Genomic DNA, 25,514 nt, shown 5'->3' on the forward strand with positions numbered 1-25,514 from the left:
ACTACTTCTCCTCTATAATTGAAATAAACTTCGTTTTTACGAGTTGATGCATTAACTCTTCCACATCAACTATGGATTGCGCAAAGTAACACCCTTTTTGATTTGTACCATTCATTTCTTGCATTTGCATCGCTACACAAGCAGCTACGACACCAGAGCCATAGTTCCAATTCGTATTACTTTGTAGGTAGCTTGTTTGTGTTTTACCATTTGCTTCTGTTTCAACATAAATAATAAAGCCCTCTTGTTTATCTTGAATATGGTAGGTTGCCATTAAATGTTTAGCTGAAGCGCGCTTTTCCTCCTCAGTTTTATATGGCTGCATAGCCTTTATCATAATAAAATCACTCAGTATTTTAGATGAAGCAAAGGTATTGTAAAAATAGGCATTGGTAGCCCTATATTCTTTTACACAGGCTATAAATTCCTCGCTCATTAGGGGGAGCGTGTATACTTGATGAAATGGAGCAGGTAAAAGCATTTGGCTTCCTATTCCTGAAGTTAATTTCTTTATGTCACCATTACTGTAATAAGACATTCCATAGCCCTCATCTTTTTCCAGGCTGGAGATAATATCATAGGCACCTGTTTCAGAAAAGCTACCTTTACCAGCAAAATAACAGCTAATACGCTCCACCCTTTTTTGGCCTAATAAAAATGCTATAAACATTTCCGTCAAGCCAGGATAGACACCAGCAGATATGGCACATGTTATAGGATTATTGTGTTTTGCGAGAGCATCCTCTATTGCCAATTTCATTGCTTTATCACCAGAAACATCAATATAGTTTGTATTTGTTACTAGACAAGCTTCAGCAACTCGTGCAAGTGTAATGGAAGAGGGACCAGCCGTATTTATAACCAAGTAGCAATGCTCACAAAAGGCTCGAATGCTAGCTTCATCAAAGACATCGACTGTTTGGTATTTCATGGTCTCGGACTCTGCTCCAAATTGTTCAATAAGCTTTGCTTTCTTCCGACCTCCTAGTAATAATGGAGCCGAAAAATTGTTTAATAGAGTTTCAACAGCCCCCACGCCTACCTGACCTGTTGCACCAATAATACCTACGTATTTTTTATTCATATTGACTAATACTCCCCACTTGAATTGATGCTAGCAGAATGTCAGCCACTCGATGTGCATTGTTGTCATCTTCAATACATGTAATGTGATTCCCAGCAATCGTTATTTCCTCAAAATGACCAATGCACAGATCTTTCCAAAACTTCAGCGTATCCTGCCTATTGGTAAAAATAAAATCCATATCTTCCTCCGCCACTAAATAGCGAATATCGCCAAAGTAAGCCATTGGTCGCACATTGGACCCTTTAAAGCTGTGTAAATAAATGTTATAGTACCCCTCTAGCATCTCATCTGGAATGATTTCACCAGTTTTTTGCTCAATGGCAGCTCGATAATCCTGAAAGCGTTGTTTTCTGCTTCGTTGTGATAAATTCTTGATAAAGCAGTACATCTCTTTAAATTCTTCTACATGCTTTAGCTCCTCAAGACTCAATGCGCTTAAACTCTTATTATGTTGATAGAAAATATGCATGATGGCTTCCATTAGTTGTTGATTGGATGCTCCTTTGTAAACATCCTCGACAGTAATATAAAAATTGGTAATAAAGATTAATTCTAGAGCAATGGAGTCCTCGATATCATATAAAACCGGCGCACTATCAATTAACGTAAAATCAATTATTTCCACACCTCTTTCCATCAGCCTTCTAGCCATTTCAAGAGCAATCAATCCACCCATGCAATAGCCGATTAATTGGATTTGATTCACTTGTTTCGCCATAATTTGTTGTACATAGTCATCTGCTAAATAATCAATTAACCTGGCACTATCTAAGGCTAAATATCGATCTATATCTTGAATAGAAATACTAATAACTGTCCCTAGATTTTGTTGTATTAAATGCTTGTTTAAATATTTAAAGGCATTCATTGTGCCTAATCCTGCATGTACAACAATGCGGTATGGTTCACCATAAGAAGAGGATTCCTCCTTTAATAAACCTATTGCTTGGGGATGATTTCGTTCATTTAGTTGTTGATTTTCCTGCGTCTCTGTCACTGTATGTTGCATTATTTTTTGTGCAAGTAATTTAATAACTGGCTCATTTAACAATTGACGAAGAATAAAGTCGAAAGTAATTTTATGATATTGATTTTCATTCTCAATTGACTTTTTTATCTTCCCTGCTAATTGTGATAAGGATAAGGAATCTGCTCCATAGTCATATAAATTTTTATCTACCTGAATATGTTCTATCTGAAGAACGTCTTGTGCAAAATGCTGTAGTGCTCCCTCTAATTGAGTCATTCCTACTTCCTGTTGTAGGTTCTCTTCAGCCTGACCTTCCTGTACTAACTGCTGCACCTGTTCCTTAACCATTTGGCGATCCAATTTATCATTTGCATTGAGTGTAAGCTTCGATAAAATAAATAATTTGGCTGGAACCATATAGGACGGTAATAGATTTTCAAGATAATTAATGAAATCATTACAATGCACATCACTCTTAGCATATTCTTTCAATTGAACAGCGGCATATAAATACTTATTTTCTATTACGACTACACAAGAAGTGTCTACTTGCTCATGTCTATTTAATAATGATTCAATTTCTCCTAGGTTAATAAGATTTCCACGTAGCTTCACTTGATTATCAAGACGTCCAATAAATTCGATTTCTCCATTGTCCATATATCTTCCATAGTCACCTGTTCTATAAAGCCGCTGCTGTTTAATATTTGTAATAAATCGTTCATTTGTCATTTCAGCATTCTGATAGTAGCCCTCCGCAAGACTATCTCCAGCAATATACAGCTCTCCACGAACCCAATTCGGGCAATCCTCATTATGTTCATCTAAAATATAAAAGCGTTGGTTTGCTAACGGGTAGCCGTAAGGTATAGACTCTCGTTCAAAGTCTTCTTCACTGCAAATATGATAATTAGACCAAATACCCGCTTCTGTAGCACCACCTAGCGCAAGAATGCTGCTTTCTGGAAACATAGTTGCACATTGTTTAACCATTTTTGGTGGTACCCAATCTCCTGATAATAGGATCTTTTTCATGGAATCTATTGTGAATTGCTCCGTTTCATCAGCAGCTAGTAGCATTTTCATTAGTGCTGGCACCGTATTCCATAATGTTATCTTTTTAGTTTGCAGACACGATAACCAATAGTTTGCATCATACAAATGACCTTGTTCTGGATAGACAATCGTACCACCAGCAGTGAGCAAACCAAAGATGTCATACACGGATAGATCAAAGTTAAGCTTAGATAGGGCAAGAACACGATCATTACTAGTAATACCAAATCGTCTGTTAATATCTATAATCGTATTCATGGCTGCAGCATGGGACATGGCGACACCCTTGGGTTCCCCGGTTGAGCCAGATGTAAAAATAATATAGGCTAATTCATCGGGATTTTCTTTATAAATGTCATAGGAAATAGTGTCGTTTTGTTCCAGCAAATTAGCTGCAATGCATTGTACCTCTAAGCTTTCATAGATTGGCTGAGGTTTATCCACAAGAATAGCCTTTACTTGACTTTGATCGATTATTTTCTTGATTCGACTAATCGGCTGAGCCTTATCAATTGGCACATAGACTGCTCCTATTGATAGAATAGCCAGCACACTTGTCACTTGATAGATGGGTTTGTCAGAAATGATAGCCACCTTATCCCCTGGTTTTAGCCGATGTTTTTGAAGTAGGTTTCCTAATTTAAACACCATATCTCTTAGTTCAGCGTAAGAATATTCCTGCTCACCTTCGATGACCGCGATTTTTGTAGGCTGCTGAAATGCTTGCTCGAAAAATCCTTGGTGTAATAGACGTTTTGCTTGGTTTAAATAGGTATTATTGACACTGGCTCTTTGTCTTGTTTGTTCATTTGGCAAGTTTACCAAAGCCGCTGATTCCCAGGCTTGATCGTTATGCACTAATTTTAATAAGGCTGTTTCGAAGGTAGAAAACATATCAGCTATTACATTGGCTGGAAATACGCCTTTCCTTACATCCCAATTTACACGCAAGCCATTGTCATCATCCATGACCTGACAATCAATAAATACTTGTGGTGTTTGACTAATACCATACTCATTCATTTTTCCGATTAATCCATTGGAATCGATAAGATTAATGGCACTCGTAAAGACAAAGGGCATAAAAGCATACGCTTGTCCTTTTTGTCTTGTCATCTCTCTCAATACCTCTACTCCTGAGAAGCTGCTATGGTCTAAATCACGAAACATTTGCTGTTGAATCTGACTGACATGATCTATAAATGGCTTCTCAGCTCTTCTACAATCAACCTCTGTTAAATTAATAGATGTGAAATCACCAACAATACGGTGAACATTTGGATGGACAGGTAATCTATTTAAAAGAATTAAATTAATGGTAAAATGCTTGTTTATGCTCCATTTCGCCAGACATTGGCTATATAAGGCGAGCAAAACACTAGTAGCCGTTTTACCTTTATTAGAAATGGAAGATTTAAATTTATCCCAAACGGCTTTATCTAATTGAATGAAATAGCGTTCAAAGGATTTTTCATCCTGTACTAATGACAATTTAGGTAATGTCGGTGAAGGTGGAAGAGATTGAATTCGGTTATGCCAGTAGTCTTTATCCTCTTGATAGTTCTTTTGATACCTCATCTCTTCCTCTATCTTTACATACTCTTTAAAGGTGAAATTATTAGCTGGTAATGTAACATCCTCATGATAATAAAGCTCTTCAAATTCTTTTAATAGAATCCAAATACTAGCCCAATCCACGATTAAAAAATCAAAGGAAATATGCATAGTCGTGCCATGCAATCGTTGACTCAATGCAATATCAAAAAGCGGCCAGCTTTCAGGTGTGTAGGTTTTATGTCCTAATTGTTCCCTAATTGCTTGTAGTCGCTCCTTATCCTCGACACCATTCCTCATTAAATCTTCAACGGCAATTTCAATGTTAGGTATGTCATCCATCACACTTTGATAACCATTTGGATGAATGGTTGTTCGTAGCATTTCATGCCGCTCTATTAACGTCGTCCATACTTGTTTAACCTTCTCACAATCTAGATGGTCATATTCAAGCTCCATGTAAATATGGCTGGAAACACCACCATATTCAAAGCTGTCCATACTACCTAGAAGATAGGCAGATTGGATAGGGGTTAATGGAAATGTATTAGCTTGCGCTTCTTGCTCCAAAACAGTAATTAACGCTTCTTTATTCGTTTTCAGAAATGCCATTACTTCTTCGGTCATTTGAGCCTTACCTGCTTTAAAATGAAGCTTTCCCTGATTCGTCCATAACTCAATTCCCTGTGCCTTTAATTGTTTTATTTCTTTTTGTACATGCATCCGATTTTCACTCCTCACCTTTTTCACTTAATATGTATTCTCTATGCATTAGATTTGCTCCATGTAGTAATTTACTATCTAGTTTGTCTGTTAGTCCTTCAATAGTGATACCATCTATGTTGAATTTTTTAGATTCCATAGTTGTTAGCATTGCCTTATCAACAAGCAAGGTATTTAATTTTTCTACCGTTTCAGATGGACAGCTAATCGTCATAGAATGAATATATTGAGAGCCATTTGTATGCTTAATCTGCTTTGGCCTCTGGGGTGTATTATAGGCTGAAACGACAAAAGGTAAATCACAGGGGGACAGCGAAAAGAAGCCATAGGTAACAATTTCTCCTGTCGGTTTCTTTCGTCGTCCATTTAACACTTTTGATGTGCTAATACCTAAATTATTGATTTCATTTCTCACTAAATTTAAATTCTCTTGCTTTGCAATATTCTCTTCATAGCCTTCTATAGCAAAATCTATAAGCCCTTCACGCTGAATCATCCATTTCACCCAACGCTCTCTCATTGATCTACCATAGAGAATCCCTAATGGAAATTGTATTGGAGACATAAACCGCTTCATTTCAAACAGTTCAATAAATGGTCCCTGATCAAACCAGATAAATGCATTTAGCGAGTTTTTAGGGTTTCTTCCCCATTCAACCTGAAATCCGGCTTTTTCATAATCATGAACTGCCTTTTTAATATCATGCACCCTGCACAGAATATGACTAATTTTTAACAAATAAATTCAACACCTTTTAAGTAATTTTAAATTCATGAAACGAAAGCTGTGAGCTAACCTCATTTAATTGATAATGATTATCATTATCGCTCACTAACATAGATTCTAAAATATTGTAAAAATAAATACAATAGTCTTTAATGGTTATTTTTGAAAAATATTTTACATAAAATAATAATTGACAATGATTCTCATTTTCAAATATACTCGACATGAGTATAACCCTAAATATTCCAAAAAAAAAGGAAATAACCTGCTAAAGATTATTTCTTCATTTCGAAAGGAGCTATTTACATGATAAAAAATCTCGCATTACGCACAGAAGACTTTATGACAGTAGGCATTTATACAAGCATCTATTTTGCCTTATTATTTACCATCTCGTTATTAGGATATATTCCTATTTTCAATGCTATCTTACCTGTTCTAATTGGTATTTTTGGAGGTGTTCCTTTTATTTTATTTTTAGCAAAAACTGAGAAATTTGGCATGATTACGATGAGTGGCATTATTTGTGGATTAATCATGATGTTAATGGGCGGTAACGGCTTTTATCCCCTTCTAACAGGCCTAATTTGTGGATTCATTGCTGACATACTTTTTATAAAGCTAAAATCAAGTACATTTTCCATGTCATTATCCTTTGCTGTATTTAGTTTATGGACAATTGGTCTGTATCTCCCTATTTACCTTCATCGAAATGCTTATTTTTCTAATATTACCGTTCAATATGGTGCTGAATACGCCAATAAATTAAACAGCTATATTCCTGATTGGACACTATTTCTATTTATTGTCATGACATTTGTTGCAAGTCTAATAGGAGGCTTGATTGGTATTAAATTATTAACAAAGCACTTCAAGAAATCGGGGATTGTTTAATGAAACAACGGATACAAATAGATCCACGTACTAAGCTGCTGTTGACAGTAACCATTAATATCATTACTGTAAGTGCTCCACAAAGTGGCTGGTTTCTGTACATATTACCAATTCTATGGGGGATTCCAGCTATTTTGCTATTGCTGTATCAAAAATACAAAATAGCCTCCTATTATTTGATTTTGCTATTGTCCGTGACAACTTTTCAGTATACGATAGCCCCTTATCTACATGGTTTATTGTTCTTTCTGTCATTAGGGATTATCTCCATTTCTCTAAGATTACTTCCTGGTATAGTGATGGGCTATTTTCTTATATCAACAACATCTATCAGTGAACTTGTGGCAGCTTTGGAAAGACTACATATGCCAAGGGGATTCATTATTTCATCTTCAGTTATGTTCCGTTTTTTTCCAACACTAAGCTATGAGTATATTTATATACAGCAGGCTATGGCATTCCGAGGCTTAACAGGATTTTCAATGCTGCTGCATCCTATGAAAGCAATGGAATATCGCCTTATTCCACTTATGGTATCTGCCTCAAAAATTGGCAATGAACTAACAATGGCATCCTTAACTCGCGGTTTATCTGCTCCTAATACTAGAACAAATGTCTGTCAGCTTCAGTTTTTCACCCAGGATTTTCTATTAATCATCACTTGTATTGTCGTTTGGCTTATTTTTATTTGGGAGGTGTTTTTATGATTCAGCTTCAAAATGTTTCATTTCAATATCAATATCAATCAAAAAAAGCGCTAAATGCTATTGATTTAGAGATTTCAGCTGGCGAGGTCATTGTGCTCTGTGGAAAATCGGGCTGTGGAAAAACAACGATTACTCGATTATTAAATGGTCTTATCCCCTATTATATTAGCGGCGAATTACAAGGGACTATTCGACTAGACAATCAGGATATTGAAGCAATGGAAATTCACGAAATATCAAAGCTTACAGGCTCAGTTTTTCAAAATCCTAAGACCCAATTTTACAATATTGATACAGATAGCGAGCTAGTTTTTACTGTAGAAAACTTCGGCTTGCCCTCTGAGGAAATATTAAATAGAAAAGCTCTGATGGTAGAACAGCTCGAACTACAGACACTTTTACAAAGAAATTTATTCCATCTTTCAGGTGGAGAAAAACAACGAATAGCCTGTGCATCTGTTGCCATACACGATCCTCCCATCATTATTCTAGATGAGCCATCCGCAAATTTAGATCAAGATGCAACAGCCCAGCTTGGGGAAATGATTGCTTTTTGGAAAAGTCAGGGGAAGACAATTATTATATCTGAACATCGACTTCATTACTTACAAAATCTCGCAGATCGATTTGTTTTTTTAGAGGACGGGCGAATCCAGCATATTTTTGCCCAAAAAGAGATGCTCACCATGTCAAATGAAGCACTTTATCAATTAGGGCTTCGAGCGATTCATCTTGAGGAATTGATGCCTCAGCATGATCGTTTGTTGGATCAAGGTGCACGTTTTAAATTGGAAAAAATCTCTTATCTCAATCATGATTTTCAGCTAAAAATTGAAGGATTTGACCTTCCATTCCCTGCAATCATGGCTATTACTGGGCACAATGGTGCTGGCAAATCCACATTCGCTAAATCTCTGACTGGACTCAACCGAAAAGCCTCCCCTACCTTTCACATCAATAATGTGAAATTTAGAAAAAAGCAATGCCTTCAAGCTAGTAGTATCGTTATGCAGGATGTACATCACCAGCTTTTTACGGAAAGTGTGCTGGCAGAAATCCTACTTTCTATGCCTGAGCCAAATGAAGAGCTAGCATTAGATTTACTGGCTTTACTGGATGTCTCCGAACTAAAAGACGCTCATCCATTGGCATTATCAGGTGGGGAAAAACAGCGTGTAGCCATTCTTTCTGCAATTGCCGCAGATAAACAACTGATTATTATGGATGAACCAACAAGTGGACTTGATTATCATCATATGAAGCAATTTGCAAATTGCATGAATATTTTGCGTAACCAGAATAAGCTTGTGTTCATTATCACACATGATCCTGAGATGATTGCTCTTTGCTGCGACGGAACGATTGAATTATCTCAGGGCATGATTAAGGACATCACATTATTTAACAAGCAAAGGGTGTGAAATGGTGGAACAGGTTGAAAAAAAAGAACATTGGATAAAGTCTATCCTCCAATTTACAGGGAGCTCTAAAGTATCACTTTCTTTATCCATCCTCTTAGCCATTATGAGTGTTATAGGTGGACTAGTTCCATATGTGGCTGTTTATCAAATACTAATACTTTTAATTGAAGGAACACAAACAATGCAGCGCCTTCTTTTTTGGATTGCTATAGCGGCTGCTGGGTACATTGCTTTAACAGTGTTTCATGCAATTTCTAGTTATTTCTCTCACCGCGCTGCTTATCATATTTTGGAGGAAATTCGCCTGCAAATTGCTGAACGATTAATAAGGGCACCTCTTGGTCATATTTTAAATCAACCAGTTGGTAGGATTAAAAATGTTATCATTGATCGCGTGGAAACTTTAGAATTACCATTAGCACACATTATTCCCGAAGGCATCTCGAACCTCTTACTGCCTATAGGTGTTTTTATCTATATGCTGACAATTGACTATCGGCTTGCCCTTGCCTCTCTTATTACAGTTCCAGTTGCACTTATTGTCTATGCCTTTATGATGAGAAATTTCAACACCCAGTATCAGCACTATATGGATGCAAGCAATCATGTAAATAGTGTCATTGTAGAATATGTGGAGGGCATCGAGGTCATAAAAACCTTTAATCAAACAAATGCTTCCTATGAAAAATTTACGAATGCTATTACAGATTTTAAAAATTATACAATGCAATGGTTTCGTAGCACATGGCCATGGATGACATTAGGCAATGCTATTTTACCATCTACCCTTGTCGGTACTCTTCCCATCGGTTTATGGTTATATTACCAAGGTGCTATTAATCCTGCACAATTAATTATTTGCCTTATTTTATCCATGGGGCTTATTTATCCACTTATGAAATTTACTGTTTTTATCAATGATTTCAAGGCTATTGAATATGCCATTGATGATACAAAAGCATACTTACATTTAGAATCACTTCCTATAAAAGAAGAAGCAACAGTGTTGGAGCATTATGATATTACCTTGAATGATATTTCGTTTAGCTACAATGATGAGCAAAATGTGCTTCACCATCTTTCTTTAACCATCCCTGAAAAAAGCTATACAGCTCTTGTGGGCCCGTCAGGAAGTGGAAAATCAACAATTGCCAAGCTATTAGCACGTTTTTGGGATGTTACTGAAGGTTCCATTGCAATTGGACATACTAAGATTCAAGATATTCATCCTAATGAGTTGGCAAAAAAGATTAGCTATGTAGCACAAGATAACTTTTTATTTAAAACTAGTCTTTTTGAAAACATTCGAATGGGAAATCCACAGGCAAGTGATGAAGAAGTCTATCGTGCTGCACGTTTAGCAAGATGTGATACGTTTATTGCTCGACTAGAGAACGGCTATGACACTGATTCTGGTGAAGCAGGCAACAAGCTATCTGGTGGTGAGAAGCAACGAATCGCCATAGCACGTGCTATCTTAAAAGATGCTCCAATCATAATACTGGATGAAGCAACAGCTTTTACTGATCCAGAAAATGAAGCAGAAATTCAAAAAGCTTTTAACGAGCTAGCGAAGGATAAAACGCTCATTGTCATTGCTCATAGATTGTCCACAATTAAACATGCCAATCAAATTGTAGTGTTAAAGGATGGCAGTATCCATAAAATCGGAACTCATAATGAATTGCTAGCAGCGAATGAGCTTTATCAAACATTATGGATGGCTCATATCGGTTCAAAGGAACATGGACTCCTCTCTGATAAGAAAATCTCAGGAGGTATCATTAAATGATTAAAATAATGACGAGAATTATCCAGTGGATTGGCCCATATAAAAAACGTTTATACCTTGGATTTATGCTGTCGTTTTTGCAATCTATTTGTATTGCCCTGCCGATTGTCATCACAGCTCATGGCTTGCAAATAATGCTTGATGACTATTATGGAAAAAATGCTTTAGAAATAGATGCAATCTGGTTGCTGTTACTGTTTTTAGTACTAGCCATTGGCGGTCGTTTTATCTTTGCCTATTTAAAGGCACGTTATCAAGAGAGCATCGGCTATGAAATAACAGCAGATCATCGGATTAAAATGGGACATACCTTGAAAAGAGTCTCACTTGGATTTTTTCAGCAACATCGGATAGGTGATATTAATAGTACCGTTACAACAGATTTGTCCTTCTTTGAAATGATGGGAATAAAAATGATTGATGTCGTTGTAAATGGTTATATTCTAACATTTACAATAATTCTATTTTTGTCATTCTATCAGCCAATTATGGCTCTCGCAGCAATTGGCGGTATTATTGTGTCATCTATCTTCCTGCGACTACTACAAAGACATAGTCGAAAAAATGCTAACTTCCATCAGCAAAGTCAGCTTCAGCTTGTTAGTGCGACTTTAGAATACTTACGTGGTATGTCTGTTATCAAGAATTTTAATCAGGAAGGTATTGCTTCACGAAATATTCAGGATGCCTTTCGTAATAGTAAGCAAATTAATATAACTATTCAGAAAGGATTCGGTGTTTTCAATGTTGGACATCGACTAGCCTTAAAGTTTGCCTCTATATTACTTGTATTTGTTGCCTGTTATTTAGTGATGAATGGCGAAATGACACTTGCTGATATGTTCCTTATTACGTTATTCTCATTTGTTATGTTTGATAGTATTGAGCCCATTAGCGATGCAACACATGTGTTGGAAACGATTAATCATACGCTCGATAAACTTGAAGCCATTGAAAATACAACATTTATTGACGAAGAGGGTCAAGATACCATGCTTACGCAATATGCGATCCAATTCAATCAGGTTTCCTTTGCGTACGATGAAAGACCTATCATTCAGGATGTATCCTTCACAGTCGAGGAAGGCACAACCACAGCAATTGTTGGACCGTCTGGCTCTGGAAAAACTACTCTTTGTAATTTGATTGCCCGATTCTATGATGTTGACACTGGAGCTATCTGTATTGGCGGTACTAATATTCGCTCAATGCAGTTAAACAATTTATTATCATCGATTAGTATGGTATTTCAAAAAGTTTATTTATTTAACGAAACCATTTATAATAACATTCATTTTGGGAATCCAAATGCTTCAAAGGATGAGGTTATAGAAGCAGCTAAAAAGGCACAATGCCATGACTTTATTATGTCACTGGAAAATGGTTATGATACGGTTCTAAGTGATGGTGGCTCCTCTTTATCTGGCGGGGAAAAGCAGCGTATCTCGATTGCCCGTGCTATTTTGAAAAATGCACCCATTATTATATTAGATGAAGCGACAGCAAGTCTTGATCCAGAGAATGAAACACATATTCAAGCTGCATTAGAAGAATTAATTCAAGGAAAAACAACCATTATTATTGCCCATCGATTAGCAACGATACAGAATGCCAATCAAATAATCGTTTTAGAAGATGGTCAAATAATTCAACAGGGAACACACCACTCATTAATGAAAGAAAAAGGTGTATATCGTCGTTTTATTGATATTCGACAGACCGCAGAAAACTGGAATCTTACCACATAAAATGCCCACAAACATTAGTAGTACAGACCTTGATGAAGTGTTTGTACTACTACTCTCTTATTTCCTAGCAATTTTTATGATTTTATCCATTTATGAGTTTGTAAATATTGTTAACTTTTAACATTTATGTTTTAATTACCAATAAAGTATGCTACTCTATTAATAGGGTAAAACCTACAAAAATTCCTATAAAAGGTTTTTTACAACGAAAGCCTTGAAGGATAATTTCAAAGGAGTGGTTTTCATGTTAGGTTGTAGTAGTTTAGCAATTCACACAACAGATAACAAAAATCTATTTGCTCGAACAATGGATTTCACAATGGAACCAGATAGTAAAGTTATCATTGTGCCACGTAATTATGGAATTCGATTGCTTGAAAAGGAAGATGTAGTTATAAATAATCAATATGCATTCATTGGAATGGGCAGCACGGATATTACATCCCCTGTTCTATACGATGGTGTCAATGAAAAAGGCTTAATGGGAGCTATGCTATACTATGCAACGTTTGCGACTTATGCAGAGGAGCTGGAGGAAGGTAAAAGAGGCATAAATCCAGTTTATGTGGTATCGCAAATTTTAGGTAATTGTGTAACCATTGATGATGTGCTGGCGAGATTAGAGGCATTTACCCTTCTTAATGAAGCCAATGCCATTCTTGGATTCGCTCCTCCTCTGCACTTCACTTTCACTGATGCTTCTGGTGAAACAATTGTGATTGAGCCAGATAAAACAGGAATTACCGTTCACCGTAAGACAATTGGTGTAATGACGAATAGCCCTGGCTATGAATGGCATCAGACGAATCTGAGAGCCTATATTGGTGTTACCCCTTACCCACCAAATGATATTACGATGGGTGATTTAGAGCTTACACCATTTGGACAAGGTGCTGGAGCATTGGGACTTCCAGGTGATTTCACACCATCAGCTCGTTTCCTTCGTGTTGCCTACTGGAAGAAGTATACGGAAGAAGCTAAAAATGAAACCGAGGGCGTAACAAACCTATTCCATATCCTTTCTTCTGTTAACATTCCAAAGGGTGTTGTGCTTACAAAGGATGGAAATACGGATTATACAATTTATACGTCAGCAATGTGCTCACAAAGTAAAAACTATTATTTTAAGCTCTATGATAATAGTAGAATTTCTTCTGTTTCCTTAATGGATGAGGATTTAGATAGTCAAACATTAATTACCTTTGAATGGGATCGTGCACAGGATATAAAGAAACTCAACAAAGTTAACGTTAAAAGCTAACACTTGAAGCACTTGCTTGTATAAATTATTTAAAGGACCAGGCCTCTAACTAAGTAGAGTGCCTGGTCCTTTTGATAGGATTAGTTGCTTTTCTTCTTATTTATAGAATCTGCGTAAACTAGAATTCCAACTATTATAAAGCTTAGGCTCACAAGACGGAAGATCATCTCTAAGCTAATCCATTCTGCTAAAATCCCTAATACAAATGCGCTAATGCCAACACCAACATCAAAACTAGAAAGAAAAGTTGCATTGGCTGCCCCACTTTTTGCTTCATCTACTTTTTGAACAGTCCATGTTTGTAAGCATGGCATAATTGTTCCATAACCTGCCCCGAATAAAATTGCTGCAATTATTAGAGAAAAATTATTTGTAGTATAGGATAACACGACAAGTGAGAAAAATCCTAATGTTGCTGACACAATGATAATAGACCATGGTCCATTTCTATCAAACCATTTTCCTGTAAATGGTCGTATTAAAGTGGAAACAATCGCATTGATAAGAAAGAATAAGAAAATATGTTTTATTCCCTTTTGTTCCCCAAAAAGAACTAAGAAGGTTATAATCGCTCCAAAGCCAAGTGTCGTAATAACGGTCAATAATGCTTGGAACCTTACTTCTTTTTCAAAAATCGCTTCTACAAATCGAAACGGTTGCTTCTCATATTTAGCAGGTGTAGATGAGTAGACAAATTGAAGCGCTACTATTGCTAATAGGCTGAGTATTACAGATGAATAAATTAAGATTTGAAAGGAAAAGGCATTATAGATAAGGATACCTATACTTGGTGCAATAATTGCGCCAACTGTTGTTGAAATAGAGAAATACCCCATTCCTTCTCCTAATCTAGCTTTAGGAATTAAATCGACAACCATTGTACTATTGGCTGTCGTCGATACTCCCCATGCTGCTCCATGGAAAAATCGTAACAATAGGAAAAGCCAAATAATGTTAAGAAAAGGATACAGCATAGTAATGATCAATAAAGTCAAACATGCACCAATCGCAAGATGTTTTCCCTTATTATTAATCAGATAGTAACCCACGAAAGGTCTTATTAAAATTGCACCAATCGTAAATATGGTTGTTACCAAGCCTACTTGAATAGAAGAGGCATTTATGCTTAATAAATAAGCTGGTAAAATTGGTAATAACATTTCAAAGCCTATAAAGATTAAAAAATTACTTATAAATAAAAAAAGAAATGATGTAGTAAAAATTTTTTGCTTTTTCATAGTTTATGTCCTCGCTTCTAATTATTTTTTAAATTAGAAGCGAATAGCACACTGAAACATTCCTAAATTGTCTAAGTTTTTTAAACAACAAGTCTCACCCTTTCTAACACTGTTATATGGAGGGATTACAATAATCTTTGTGACAAACATCTCATCATTGTGTCCATCCCAATCCTTCTTCTGTAGAACACAAAAAGACGCCATCAAATCCGGCGTCTAATCATGGCTTTGTATAATGCGCAAACATTAAAAGTTCTAATTTTTATAATACAAAGGCAAAAAGCTTCCGGCTATTTTCTATATGAAGTTTACTAAAAAAAATACAGACTGGTCCCTTTAACAGTAAATCACCTAGTTGTAAATATGTTTTTACTTCAGTTGCAATTCTTCTGAAAACAGTTTCCATGGCTTTTTGCCTCCTCTCTCATTATCAATTAATAGCTTAATATAATTTAATACAAGTTGATGAAAAAAGCAAATTCTTCTTTCAATATTTATTGCTTCTACATGTCATTTTTAGAGGTTTTAAAGTCCTCCAAGTTTGTTGACTCATTGGAATGAATTAATACTAAAAAATACCTTCACATTGTTTCAAGTTAAATCTAGAAGAAGTGCCATTATTACGATTTATTTAACTAGGGTACTCTAATAAGCATTTATCCTATCTGTATGTCAACCAAACATAAAAATAGCCCCCTTATCAAATAAATAAGAGAGCTATATATAATTCATAATCTATCACTTATCTACAACTGGCTTTAATAGATTTGCTGGAACAAAATCAAAATTCTTATCTCCCACCATCAAATAACCATTGATCTCAATTCCTGGTGAATAAAAGACAGTTCCCTTCAACTCTTTTCTAGAGTATCTTGTTATCACCGGACCATTGTATATCTCTGTATCTTCTGTTAATATATAGGATCCTTCATTTCTTGTTATCTTTTCAAAAATTCGAATTTCGGTGCTATCAAGAATACCGGTATTAATTACTGGTCCTCCTTCAATATCTCCTGCACAATAATGGCGATATAATTTGCCCTTCTCAATAGAAACTAGTAATAATGCTGGAGTACAAACCTCTTCACGTTTTCCAACTTTTAAATACTCACCATATTTGATGTAGGAATATGGATATCCAGGATTTTCAACACCAAGATGATTAATCATGACCAATGCCGGATTGTTATAGAAAGATGTACGGATATCGATTGGTACTTCTTTGAAAACTACCAAATCCGTTGCTTGTACCCGATATTGCCCCATTTGATAAAATGTTTTGCCATCATATTTCTCAATATCATACGTTTTAAAGAAATTATTGCGCTTAACCATCAACGAATCAAACGTACCATCTGAATTTTTCTTGTATACCTTGATATCTTTTTTAAAGGTCATTTTTCCGGTTTGCCCTTTTACAACTTCTGCTCCATCATACATCACTTTTGCTTCTGATTTTATTGGATTTACTACTGCAAATACAAATGCTGCTAGTAACACAATAAATAATTTTTTCATGATTCTCCTCCTACTCAGTTAAATTTAAGAAAAATTAATATCTGAATATACTAGTGATTTTAATGGAAATATAGCGATGTAAAAAATCAATAATTTCAGAGTATTTCACCTTTAATATAAATTCTCCTTAATTCTTGTACCTCACCAAGCTAAAGCAAACACAAATAACCACTCGTTCTTTATAGTATCTATTAGTTTTGAATCAATTAATAAATCAAGTATTCATTAATTATTTGTATTCCAAAACCCAATACTTTTCTCCAGGTTTCCCTTCTTCAACAACTTTCTTCCAACCCTTATTTTCATAGAATTTGAGTGCCTTATAATTTTCAGATACACACTTCAAACTTAATGGTGTATTCATTTTATCTATGGAGGCATTCAATAATAAACCACCAACACCCTTACCAGAGCAAGTAGGGTCAACAAAAAGACAATGTATAAAATTATCTGCTAAGTATAGTGCCGTAAACCCCAGAATTTCACCGTCTTCCTCAACTAAAATTACATAATCTTCTTCTGTATCATTATCAAAATCTTCTAATGTCAATTCCTCTGCATTTTCCCAATGGAAGTTTTTGCGGCGTGATTCCAGATAAATGCGTCTTAAATCAGGATAATCTACTTCACTTGCTTCTCTAATATTCATAATATCACTCTCCAATTCTATTAAAATATAACATAAATCCCATCTACATTTAATATGAAATCAAAATCTTATTTCTTTCACTAAACTAACCATAATAGTTCAATCCAATGAACAGTTGGTCAGAATCGGTTTATTTATGGTATTCACTACAGATTAATTGACTAAACAAAAAAACCACTTATTGTTAAGCGGTCTTATAAGCTATTCATTTTGCATTCTAAAATTAAAATACAGTTAAATAATCCTCTGAAAAACCATCTTTAAAGAATTCTAGTATTTCTTCACCAAAAAACGAAAAAAACAATAAAATAAACACAATTAAAAGGGTTAAACTACCGAATATAAAGGTGAATAGTATTCCAACTTTCTTATCATTCAATAAAATCCCTCCTAACCTTCATCTTTGTTTCTATGCTTTAATTTAAAAACCTGTACAGCAATATAACGGGTTCCGTTTTGGGAGAGAAAAATGCTATTTACATTGTAAATAACATAAAAAATAGCTAAGAGTTGTCCACGAACAACACTCCCAGCTAAAATAGCTCCCTGACAATTAGGAAAATGTATTTCAATAAACTAAAAGGCTGCTTCTATTGGTTCAGGTTTATTTTTCATTTTATCTGCTCCTTTTGAAGAAACTCGCCTTTCAAAATACTCATACGAAGTCGGTCAATAAATTCTCCATTTCTTAATCTGTCTTGTCTTAAAATACCTTCTTCTGCATATCCCATACGTTTATAAGATTTGATAGCTTTTTCATTATCCACTTCAACTCTGAGCCAAATTTTATTTAGCCCTAATTCGTTAAATCCCCATAAAAGCATTTCTTCCATCGCAGCAAGACCAAAACCTTTGCCCCAATAGTTTTTATCCCCTATTGCAATCCCTAATTCAGCGTGTTTGTTTAACTTGTCGATATTTTTTATATCAATCCAGCCAATATGTTTTCCCTCTCCTGTGACGATGGCTTTTTGTTCATATCCATTTGTCTTGTTTATGCACATTTCAATCCATTTTTCAGTTTCTTCTCTACTAAAAGGCGGATACCTCTCTGGCAAATTTAAATGCTTTGTTACTTCCTTGTCTAAACACCATTGATAACGGTCTTCAACGTCATAAAGAGTTAATTCTCTTAATTGGATTTTCGGTAATTCCCTTGTTTTCATTTCTCTGTCTCCCCAATTTATATTTCTAATTACTCGCAAATTTATAACAATATTATCACAATTTTTCCATTTACCTGCAAAAAAAGTTCGCTAACATATAGCGAACTATCTCAGATAAATTATATCTTTTAAATCAAAAGTTCTATTAGTTATACCTAATCTTTGAGTAAACGATTTATATAGATAGCAAGACCTTCCAAATGAATTTCTGTGCACGAATACTCTTCAATATACTTTACTTCAAGAAGAATCATTGTAAAGTACAGCTACCAAAGTTGAATTTTCATACTTTACGACATTCTTACGCCTCATTTATGGTCAGTCGGAATGTAAATTTTAAGATCATACAGGAGCAACTAGGTCACTTTGATATAAAAATGACAATCAACACATTTAGTCATTTAACAAAGAAGGATAAAAATGATGCAAGCGACCATTTTGATGATTTAAATTGATTGGTCACTTTTTGATCACTTGCTCAATTCTTAACTTATTTTTCATCACATAATTCCCGAAAATTACACCCGCGGCAATGCCATTTTTCAAGCGTTTGTTCAAAGTCCTCGAGATTTAGCGGCTCATTCGAAAAAATATCGGCTTGGTACTTCTTCATTTCTAAGACACTGCGCTGAAATGTATACAAAATATTATCCATATCGATGTCAGTAAATACATATTTCTTACGTTTTCCTGTTAATAAATATTCGTTATATACCTCGATTTGCTCAAGTGATACACGGTATTTTTGTTGTACATAATAGGCATAGAGCGCTAATTGCTGACGATCATCGTCAGACTCTCCACCCGTCTTCCAATCGACAATCACCCACTTATCCGTAAGTTCATCAAAGTAATGGAAGTCCATCACGACAAATACTTGGATATTGTCCATTTTCATGGAGCGGAATTGTTCAGGCTCACCAATGCGTAGAGAGCCCTTTTGTGTTGTGATTTGCTGGAATGTTTCACTCATCAAAAAATGGTTAAAGATAAGCTGTAAACGTTCTTTATAGTCCTGAACAAGCTCAGGATTCAGCTTACCAGTATAGTAGATTTCCTGCATCATATAATATTTTGTAGGCTTTTGTCTCCATAATTCAGAATGGCGTGTGGAGTCAATAAAAGCTGCATTAAGCTGACCTCGTGCCCAATGTATCAGCTCCTCTACAGTTGGCGCCTTTCCTGTTTGTAAATAATCATTAATTGCCTGCTCGATATATCGGTGGACAATTTGCCCAAATAAAATCGGCATGGATTGTAGCTTTTTTAGGCGATAGACATGTTGATGAAAGGGTTCTACATTGTAGCTTAGCCAGCCATTATGTGAAAAATAATAGTCATAGCCATATTTTCGTGCACAGCTGGTTAACGTTTTATGCCGGGAGAGTGACCACGAAAAAGTTGGATATGGTGTGATGTCAAACATATTAAGCACCTCCTTAGAGCTGTTTCATAAAATCATAGACGAGCTGTATTATTAAAACAATAGTTACAACACGTAGCAAAAGCTTTACTTGTTTGGCATTGACCTTTCGAGCAAGGACAATACCAATCTGTGCGCCAATAGTTGATCCAATCATTAAAATAAGTGTTAGTGGCCATTCGATTTTTCCTGTCGCTATATACGTAATCGCTGCGCCAGAGCACATCGCAAAAACACCGACACGTGACAGCCCTACCGCTTTTATATAAGATAGTTTCTCATGTGCATATGTATAAAGTGCCAGTGTACTACTTCCTGGACCAAACATTCCATCATAAAAACCAACAGCCAGCAGAATTGGACCATTTTTACGATTCATAATAAAGTATTCTCTTTCGCCAAAATCAGCCCCACCGATAAATGACATAATCAATGCAAACCCTAATAAAATAATGGCGATAAGCGTCAAGGACTGACTGCTCATTAATGATGCAAATAAGCCTCCAAGTGTCCCACCAATCAGCGACACAAGTAAAACGGATCGCATTTCTGCCCAGGCCAATTCTTTTCTTCTATAAATCGTATAAAAACTGGAAAAAGCACTTACCATATTAGACACCTTATTAGCGCCAATCGCTGAATGGACAGGTACTCCCATTAACATCATGGTTGGCAGAGTAATCAATCCCCCACCCCCGACCAATGTCCCAATGACGTTACCAGCAATTCCAATGCTTAAAAACAATAAGTATTCCATGTAATCCTTCTTTCTGTACCACACATGATGTCATTCTATGATACAGTATAACAGAATGCTATTTTGAATGACGAAAAACGAGGTGAATCAATGAACGAGCAGCAAAAAACACCTACGCCACGTTTTTGTATGCAGCTAACATGGATTGTCGGCACTATATTTCTTGCGGGTGTGACTGCAACGCTTATCCAATATCATAAGCTCCCAGGTTCTATACCCGTTTTACAAAGCTTTACAAGTGAACATGCCCAGTTTGGTCCAAAAATTGCTATTTTTTACTTACCTTTTATTGCACTTATGCTATTTTTGCTACTACATTACTTAGAGGTCAGGGCTGCTTATCCAGTTTTACGTAAAAATAAACCAACTCTTTCCCATGGTCAGAGACAAAATGGAATTTTGACGTTTTGTCTCATTAAAAATAGTATCTTACTGTACTTTACGTATTCACTTTTCAACGACTTAACAGTTGCATTAGGCCATGATCGTATTTTACAGCAATGGCATGCCTACCTTTTTCTAGTTTTATTAAGCCTGATATTTATCGTAGGCATCATACGTGGTGTTTTACTAGGAAAAAAAATTTAACAGTTTACCATTGAAAAAACACCTTCATTGTTGATGTACTTCAACAAAAGGTGTTTTTGATATTACTAGGATTAATAGTTCATAATCATAAAAACAAGTGCAACAGTAATAATACTGATTTTTATGGTTTCTACTTTATAGATAGCATAATGCTGGATGTCTCGTTTAAGGTTATACCAAATGATGACACCATATAAAACGGCGAGCACAAGCATCAAGGGCTTATATAAAGGGCCCACCCAAGTTGCCCAAGCAAAAATACCGAAAGTTACTGAGAGGAATAATAGTAGCAGCCACCATTTTGGTTTAGGTGGTTTATCATTATCTAATTTATGCCGTTTATAGTAGTAGGCTGAAAATAAATTGACTATGATGACGACAAGGGGAAGAATAAATATCCACGGTTTTGTATTTACACTATATAATAATTGAAATACTTCCTCATACATATCTGATGTTCCCACAAAAAACTGCCCACTATCAATATTTAGCATACCTGTATCAGAAATCTGGTAGTGCTCCTCCTGATGATCCCTTACAACGACTACATCTGTAATATAATCACCTAGCCTACCATCTCCCTCTTCAACATAATGTGTAAGATCTTGAAAAAAGTTATAGATTTTTCTATCGTTAACCCTTTCAACAGATGTATACAAGTCAGAACTTCGAGCAAAGAATTTCCCTTCTTCTCCTCCAAAATACTTATAAATCGTTTGAATAGATTGATTGGCGCTCTGTGGTAATGAAGAATTTTGTGGTAATAGGATTAAAAATAGAGCAATCACAGCCATTGTTAATAGTAAAACGCCTTCCTTCCAGATCGTTAACCCTTTTTTCTTCTTGTGCTGAATACGCTCATAAATACGCGACTTTACAGCCTGATCCTCTGGTAAATTATTGAGTTTCTTTAGTCGATTGTACAAATCCAAATTCGTCACCTCCCAATATTTTCTCTAATTCTTTTAGTGCATTTCGCTGTGTATTCGCTACTTTTACTGTAGACCATCCTAAAATTTCACAAGTTTCAGCCAATGTCAGTTCTTCAATTTTTCTGTATATCACTACTTCACGATACGCCGGCTTTAATAATTGGATGGCTTCATATAGCAGTCGACGTTCTTCAGACTGGACAATCCAGTCATGTGGCACATAATGTGTCTCCCGTTCCTCATGACTTTTTTGAAATGGGAGCCATTTAATCAACGCCTTTTTTCTATACGTATCATAAACAATATTTCGTGCGATTTTTCTGATATACGTACTTAAAGCAGCTTCGTTTCGAAATTGCCCTTTAAAAACCCGAAGAAATGTTTCCTGTGTTAAATCCTCTGCTAAACCAGGATCTGAAACCATATAATAAATAAATTGATAAATGCGTTGAAAATATTGTTCATATAATTCATCAAATTCCATCTTTTCACCTCTCTTATACCGCTTTCCTGCTGCATTTTTTAAGCTTCACTATATTAGACGAAGCAGACAGCATAATTTGTAAATTACCATTATTTTTTTGCAAGAAAAAATAAGCTACTTGATGCCAATTAGCGTCAAGTAGCCTAGAATTTATTACATATTCTTTTGCATCTCTTTAAACGAATGGATTAATGCATATTTTTGTACACCTCGTGCCAGATCAATGCTTTCTTGCTGATTCTGTTGAAACAAGGCTTCATTCTTTATGGTATAGGCATAAATTGCTTCAATCGCCGGCTGCATCCATGGCTGTGTAAGCTTAGCACTTCGCATATCTGCTGTTCGCTCTTCAAGAGCAGCGATATAACATTTTGCATAGCATGCTAATGGCTCTTTGTTTATTTTATCAGCTGCATCTTTTGCTTCCGCTAAATTCTCTTCCATGATTGCCTTTACAAAAATATAATTATACTTCACTGCTGGCTGCTTATGTTTCTGAATAACCACATCTAATGAGTGTAGCTGATCTTCCTTTGTTTCATAAGCTACTGCATAAAGATAAGCAAAGAATGGCTCCTTTTTGCGATCTTTCACAAGCTTATCCACCAACTGCATATTATTTGTTCGATATAAAATATGTATATGTCTATATATGATCGCTAGTACAATAAGCGCAAATATAGCAAGTGAGATTGATAGACGAACGCCTGCCAGTGATAGCGTCATTGCAAGTATAATAATAGCTAGATAAAAAAGGGTAAGTTTTACAAGCTTCATATATTCCTCCTACTGTAGTTTCCTTCGCATTTTTCGGGAAAAGATATAGCCAGCGCCAATGAAGAATATAAGTGCCATAAACTTCATAATCGGAATGATAAATAACTTACTAATGATGAAGACCACCAAAATATAATAAACGACCATCGCCAGCAAAAATAAAGTCAGCTTATTCATCTTGTATCCTACTCTCTTTCAATGCTGCTTCAATAGCCGCCAGCGCTTTCGGACCCATACCATGTAAATGCTTTAATGTTGATAAATCTATCTTTTGCAATTGCTCTAATTGTGTAAACCCTGCTGCATTTAATGCTCGTATAGCAGGCTTCGCTACACCCTTTGGCCATTCTGTCATTTATGCTCGCCCCTTCCTTTTTCGACTGTTAAATATCTCTGTACCTATAATTCCTATCAATAGTATAACTATGGATGCAACATGATAATCAACAAAAAAAGAAGTAAACGCTATATGAAAGTAGTGGAGTATTACGGTAAGAATACGCCCTCCCATTAAAACTAAACCGATAATCAAGCACGCCTTCACAATTTGTTCGATAAATTTCATTCCTAACACCTCTAAGCTATTATGCAATTGATAAGGATGAAATGCAAATTAGCTAGGTGATTAGGGCTGCTAATCGTGTAAACGGTCAAGTTGTAAACCTATCTTAAATAATCACATACCAGAACTCTAAATTACGTTAAACATAGCGAAGACGGAAACAATCAGATTGCCCACGCTGTGGATACACCAGCTCGTGATTAAGGAGCCATTGGAATTTTTTTCATTGATCCACCCCATTAAATAACCAGCTAATCCCGTTACAATCACAACTAACACAACAACTTCAAAAGGAATAACAGAAAATAGCATCCATCCATGAATACTACCAAATAGTAAGCTTTGCACAATATTTCCTATCTGAAAACCAAATGTATGTGCAAATCTTTTTAATAAAAAGCCTCTAAAAAGCAGTTCCTCTGACAAGCCTGTTTGGATAATTGCGTAGAGAAGTGCGGGGATAATCGCAGTAAAGCCAAGTCCTGCAAAACGATTTGATGCTAAAAGTGAGCTGTCTATATAAAAAAAGACGACTAAGTAAGACGGTACGAATAATAAAAAAATCGTGAGTAAAAACCATACAAAATAATTTCCTTTATTCTCGATGACAGGTTTTTTAATACCGATCCATGATAAAAATGATTGTTTCTTTCTTGCTGTGAAAAACCACCAACTTAATGGTATTACTGAAAATAAAATAACTTGAATAATGGCACTGATTGCACTATTAATAATCATTATTTTTTCCTCCTGCTTTTAAGTTTTTTATCAATCGTGGTTATTTCTTTATGTTAAGCATATAAAACAGCTGAGAGAAAATCAATATTAATTTAACGATAATCATTAAATTAATAATTTTAATAATTAAATAATGAATGTTAATCATAAAAAAAGCGACTAGAATCTACTAGTCGCTGCATGTTGTTGAAATACTATTATGTCAATGACATCAAGGTGACAAATTAAAAAATATAGCCCTTTTTCAAAACGAGGGGTTGATCTCCGTTCCGACTGAGTGCTTTGTTGCTGTCGCTTCGCTTTCGCACAGAGCAAAGCTTCCTGGGGGCGTCCGATGAGCCGCTTGGGGCAACAGGAGGTTGGTCACGAAGGCGTTATCACAGGACGTGATGCCTTTAGCCTTCGTTCCTAATATGCTCGCTCCAGGGTCTCATCTGTGACGCTGAATCCCCGAGGAGTCACTCAGTCTACACTCCAATCAACCATTGCTCATCGTATTTTCTATTGGCATTTCACACTAATGTATAGTGATAAGTTTGAAGTCTTAGCCATCATTATATTGTGCAAAAATGGGGCTTTGATAACATTTTTCTATGCGAAAGCAGTGCAGTACTTTATGTAAAGTTACAAAGTAGTTTTATGCATAAAATGTAGGTTAATAGCTATAGAATTGTACCAATATTCTATCCATTTAATGTTGGTGAGTAACATGCTTTTACTTTACTTTTGAGGGAAGAATATA

Annotated in this window: 25 protein-coding genes; 8 read left to right on the top strand and 17 right to left on the bottom strand. The window is 35.6% G+C overall.

Annotated features, from left to right (window positions below; translation table 11 throughout):
- Position 1: 1 nt before the first annotated feature.
- The 3 genes from AC3WOM_RS11975 to AC3WOM_RS11985 are packed head-to-tail and all read right to left on the bottom strand — an operon-like array spanning position 2 to position 6,129.
- On the bottom strand, positions 2 to 1,084 hold the full coding sequence (locus AC3WOM_RS11975; protein ID WP_492446956.1) for a saccharopine dehydrogenase NADP-binding domain-containing protein: 1,083 nt from the start codon (positions 1,082 to 1,084) through the stop codon (positions 2 to 4).
- Positions 1,077 to 5,390, bottom strand: coding sequence for an amino acid adenylation domain-containing protein (locus AC3WOM_RS11980; RefSeq protein WP_492446958.1), 4,314 nt, complete (start codon positions 5,388 to 5,390; stop codon positions 1,077 to 1,079). Before AC3WOM_RS11980 ends, AC3WOM_RS11975 begins: the two co-directional genes overlap by 8 nt.
- 7 nt (positions 5,391 to 5,397) lie before the next feature.
- Entirely contained in the window at positions 5,398 to 6,129 is a 732-nt protein-coding gene (locus AC3WOM_RS11985) for a VOC family protein (RefSeq protein ID WP_427538083.1), read from the bottom strand.
- Between the two features lie 294 nt (positions 6,130 to 6,423).
- Between AC3WOM_RS11985 and AC3WOM_RS11990 the strand changes: the two genes are divergently transcribed.
- The 6 genes from AC3WOM_RS11990 to AC3WOM_RS12015 all read left to right on the top strand — a co-directional run bounded on the left by AC3WOM_RS11990 (position 6,424) and on the right by AC3WOM_RS12015 (position 13,940).
- Positions 6,424 to 7,011 carry an MptD family putative ECF transporter S component gene (locus AC3WOM_RS11990; protein ID WP_492446961.1) on the top strand — a complete coding sequence of 196 codons (588 nt, stop codon included), beginning with the start codon at positions 6,424 to 6,426 and terminating at the stop codon, positions 7,009 to 7,011.
- The gene (locus AC3WOM_RS11995) at positions 7,011 to 7,718 is read left to right on the top strand and encodes an energy-coupling factor transporter transmembrane component T (RefSeq protein WP_492446963.1); all 708 of its coding nucleotides are present in this window, start codon (positions 7,011 to 7,013) and stop codon (positions 7,716 to 7,718) included. Before AC3WOM_RS11990 ends, AC3WOM_RS11995 begins: the two co-directional genes overlap by 1 nt.
- A complete protein-coding gene (locus AC3WOM_RS12000; RefSeq protein WP_492446965.1) occupies positions 7,715 to 9,139 on the top strand; it encodes an ABC transporter ATP-binding protein in 1,425 nt (474 codons plus the stop codon). The genes AC3WOM_RS11995 and AC3WOM_RS12000 overlap by 4 nt, the downstream gene beginning before the upstream one ends.
- A gap of 4 nt (positions 9,140 to 9,143) precedes the next feature.
- On the top strand, positions 9,144 to 10,931 hold the full coding sequence (locus AC3WOM_RS12005; RefSeq protein WP_492446967.1) for an ABC transporter ATP-binding protein: 1,788 nt from the start codon (positions 9,144 to 9,146) through the stop codon (positions 10,929 to 10,931).
- On the top strand, positions 10,928 to 12,679 hold the full coding sequence (locus tag AC3WOM_RS12010; RefSeq protein ID WP_492446969.1) for an ABC transporter ATP-binding protein: 1,752 nt from the start codon (positions 10,928 to 10,930) through the stop codon (positions 12,677 to 12,679). The genes AC3WOM_RS12005 and AC3WOM_RS12010 overlap by 4 nt, the downstream gene beginning before the upstream one ends.
- Positions 12,680 to 12,923: 244 nt before the next feature.
- Positions 12,924 to 13,940, top strand: coding sequence for a linear amide C-N hydrolase (locus AC3WOM_RS12015; RefSeq protein WP_492446971.1), 1,017 nt, complete (start codon positions 12,924 to 12,926; stop codon positions 13,938 to 13,940).
- An 80-nt stretch (positions 13,941 to 14,020) separates the two neighbouring features.
- Here AC3WOM_RS12015 and AC3WOM_RS12020 read toward each other — a convergent pair whose 3' ends face one another.
- The 6 genes from AC3WOM_RS12020 to AC3WOM_RS12045 form a co-directional block, all read right to left on the bottom strand.
- Positions 14,021 to 15,178 (bottom strand): MFS transporter, encoded by a 1,158-nt coding sequence (locus tag AC3WOM_RS12020; protein WP_492446973.1) that lies wholly within the window; start codon positions 15,176 to 15,178, stop codon positions 14,021 to 14,023.
- Positions 15,179 to 15,440: 262 nt separating this feature from the next.
- Positions 15,441 to 15,584: a hypothetical protein gene (locus AC3WOM_RS12025; protein WP_492446974.1), complete on the bottom strand. Its 144-nt coding sequence runs from the start codon at positions 15,582 to 15,584 to the stop codon at positions 15,441 to 15,443.
- Positions 15,585 to 15,916: 332 nt separating this feature from the next.
- Positions 15,917 to 16,696 (bottom strand): hypothetical protein, encoded by a 780-nt coding sequence (locus tag AC3WOM_RS12030; protein ID WP_492446976.1) that lies wholly within the window; start codon positions 16,694 to 16,696, stop codon positions 15,917 to 15,919.
- 229 nt (positions 16,697 to 16,925) lie between these two features.
- Positions 16,926 to 17,345, bottom strand: coding sequence for a GNAT family N-acetyltransferase (locus tag AC3WOM_RS12035; protein WP_492446978.1), 420 nt, complete (start codon positions 17,343 to 17,345; stop codon positions 16,926 to 16,928).
- Between the two features lie 223 nt (positions 17,346 to 17,568).
- Positions 17,569 to 17,724 (bottom strand): hypothetical protein, encoded by a 156-nt coding sequence (locus tag AC3WOM_RS12040; protein WP_492446980.1) that lies wholly within the window; start codon positions 17,722 to 17,724, stop codon positions 17,569 to 17,571.
- A 232-nt stretch (positions 17,725 to 17,956) separates the two neighbouring features.
- Positions 17,957 to 18,511, bottom strand: coding sequence for a GNAT family N-acetyltransferase (locus tag AC3WOM_RS12045; protein ID WP_427538048.1), 555 nt, complete (start codon positions 18,509 to 18,511; stop codon positions 17,957 to 17,959).
- Between the two features lie 200 nt (positions 18,512 to 18,711).
- Between AC3WOM_RS12045 and AC3WOM_RS12050 the strand changes: the two genes are divergently transcribed.
- Positions 18,712 to 18,966, top strand: coding sequence for a tyrosine-type recombinase/integrase (locus AC3WOM_RS12050; protein WP_492446982.1), 255 nt, complete (start codon positions 18,712 to 18,714; stop codon positions 18,964 to 18,966).
- 35 nt (positions 18,967 to 19,001) lie between these two features.
- Here AC3WOM_RS12050 and AC3WOM_RS12055 read toward each other — a convergent pair whose 3' ends face one another.
- The gene (locus AC3WOM_RS12055; protein WP_492446984.1) at positions 19,002 to 19,937 is read right to left on the bottom strand and encodes a PD-(D/E)XK nuclease family protein; all 936 of its coding nucleotides are present in this window, start codon (positions 19,935 to 19,937) and stop codon (positions 19,002 to 19,004) included.
- A 13-nt stretch (positions 19,938 to 19,950) separates the two neighbouring features.
- Positions 19,951 to 20,691, bottom strand: a complete 741-nt coding sequence (locus AC3WOM_RS12060) for a sulfite exporter TauE/SafE family protein (RefSeq protein WP_492446986.1) — start codon at positions 20,689 to 20,691, stop codon at positions 19,951 to 19,953.
- 90 nt (positions 20,692 to 20,781) lie between these two features.
- On the opposite strand from AC3WOM_RS12060, the gene AC3WOM_RS12065 reads away from it, so the two are divergent.
- Positions 20,782 to 21,279, top strand: a complete 498-nt coding sequence (locus AC3WOM_RS12065; RefSeq protein WP_492446988.1) for a DUF1648 domain-containing protein — start codon at positions 20,782 to 20,784, stop codon at positions 21,277 to 21,279.
- Positions 21,280 to 21,350: 71 nt separating this feature from the next.
- Here the strand turns inward: AC3WOM_RS12065 and AC3WOM_RS12070 are convergent, their stop codons facing one another.
- The 6 genes from AC3WOM_RS12070 to AC3WOM_RS12095 form a co-directional block, all read right to left on the bottom strand.
- Complete coding sequence (locus AC3WOM_RS12070) at positions 21,351 to 22,211, bottom strand: hypothetical protein (protein WP_492446990.1); 861 nt, start codon at positions 22,209 to 22,211, stop codon at positions 21,351 to 21,353.
- Positions 22,177 to 22,695, bottom strand: a complete 519-nt coding sequence (locus tag AC3WOM_RS12075) for an RNA polymerase sigma factor (RefSeq protein ID WP_492446992.1) — start codon at positions 22,693 to 22,695, stop codon at positions 22,177 to 22,179. Before AC3WOM_RS12075 ends, AC3WOM_RS12070 begins: the two co-directional genes overlap by 35 nt.
- A 153-nt stretch (positions 22,696 to 22,848) precedes the next feature.
- Positions 22,849 to 23,472 carry a hypothetical protein gene (locus tag AC3WOM_RS12080; protein WP_492446994.1) on the bottom strand — a complete coding sequence of 208 codons (624 nt, stop codon included), beginning with the start codon at positions 23,470 to 23,472 and terminating at the stop codon, positions 22,849 to 22,851.
- Positions 23,473 to 23,481: 9 nt separating this feature from the next.
- Entirely contained in the window at positions 23,482 to 23,649 is a 168-nt protein-coding gene (locus AC3WOM_RS12085; protein WP_427538020.1) for a hypothetical protein, read from the bottom strand.
- Positions 23,642 to 23,827, bottom strand: a complete 186-nt coding sequence (locus tag AC3WOM_RS12090) for a helix-hairpin-helix domain-containing protein (RefSeq protein WP_492446997.1) — start codon at positions 23,825 to 23,827, stop codon at positions 23,642 to 23,644. The genes AC3WOM_RS12085 and AC3WOM_RS12090 overlap by 8 nt, the downstream gene beginning before the upstream one ends.
- A 336-nt stretch (positions 23,828 to 24,163) precedes the next feature.
- Positions 24,164 to 24,772 (bottom strand): CPBP family intramembrane glutamic endopeptidase, encoded by a 609-nt coding sequence (locus AC3WOM_RS12095; protein ID WP_492446999.1) that lies wholly within the window; start codon positions 24,770 to 24,772, stop codon positions 24,164 to 24,166.
- Between the last annotated feature and the right edge of the window lie 742 nt (positions 24,773 to 25,514).

The organism is Lysinibacillus sp. FW301-JW8, from assembly GCF_058788755.1.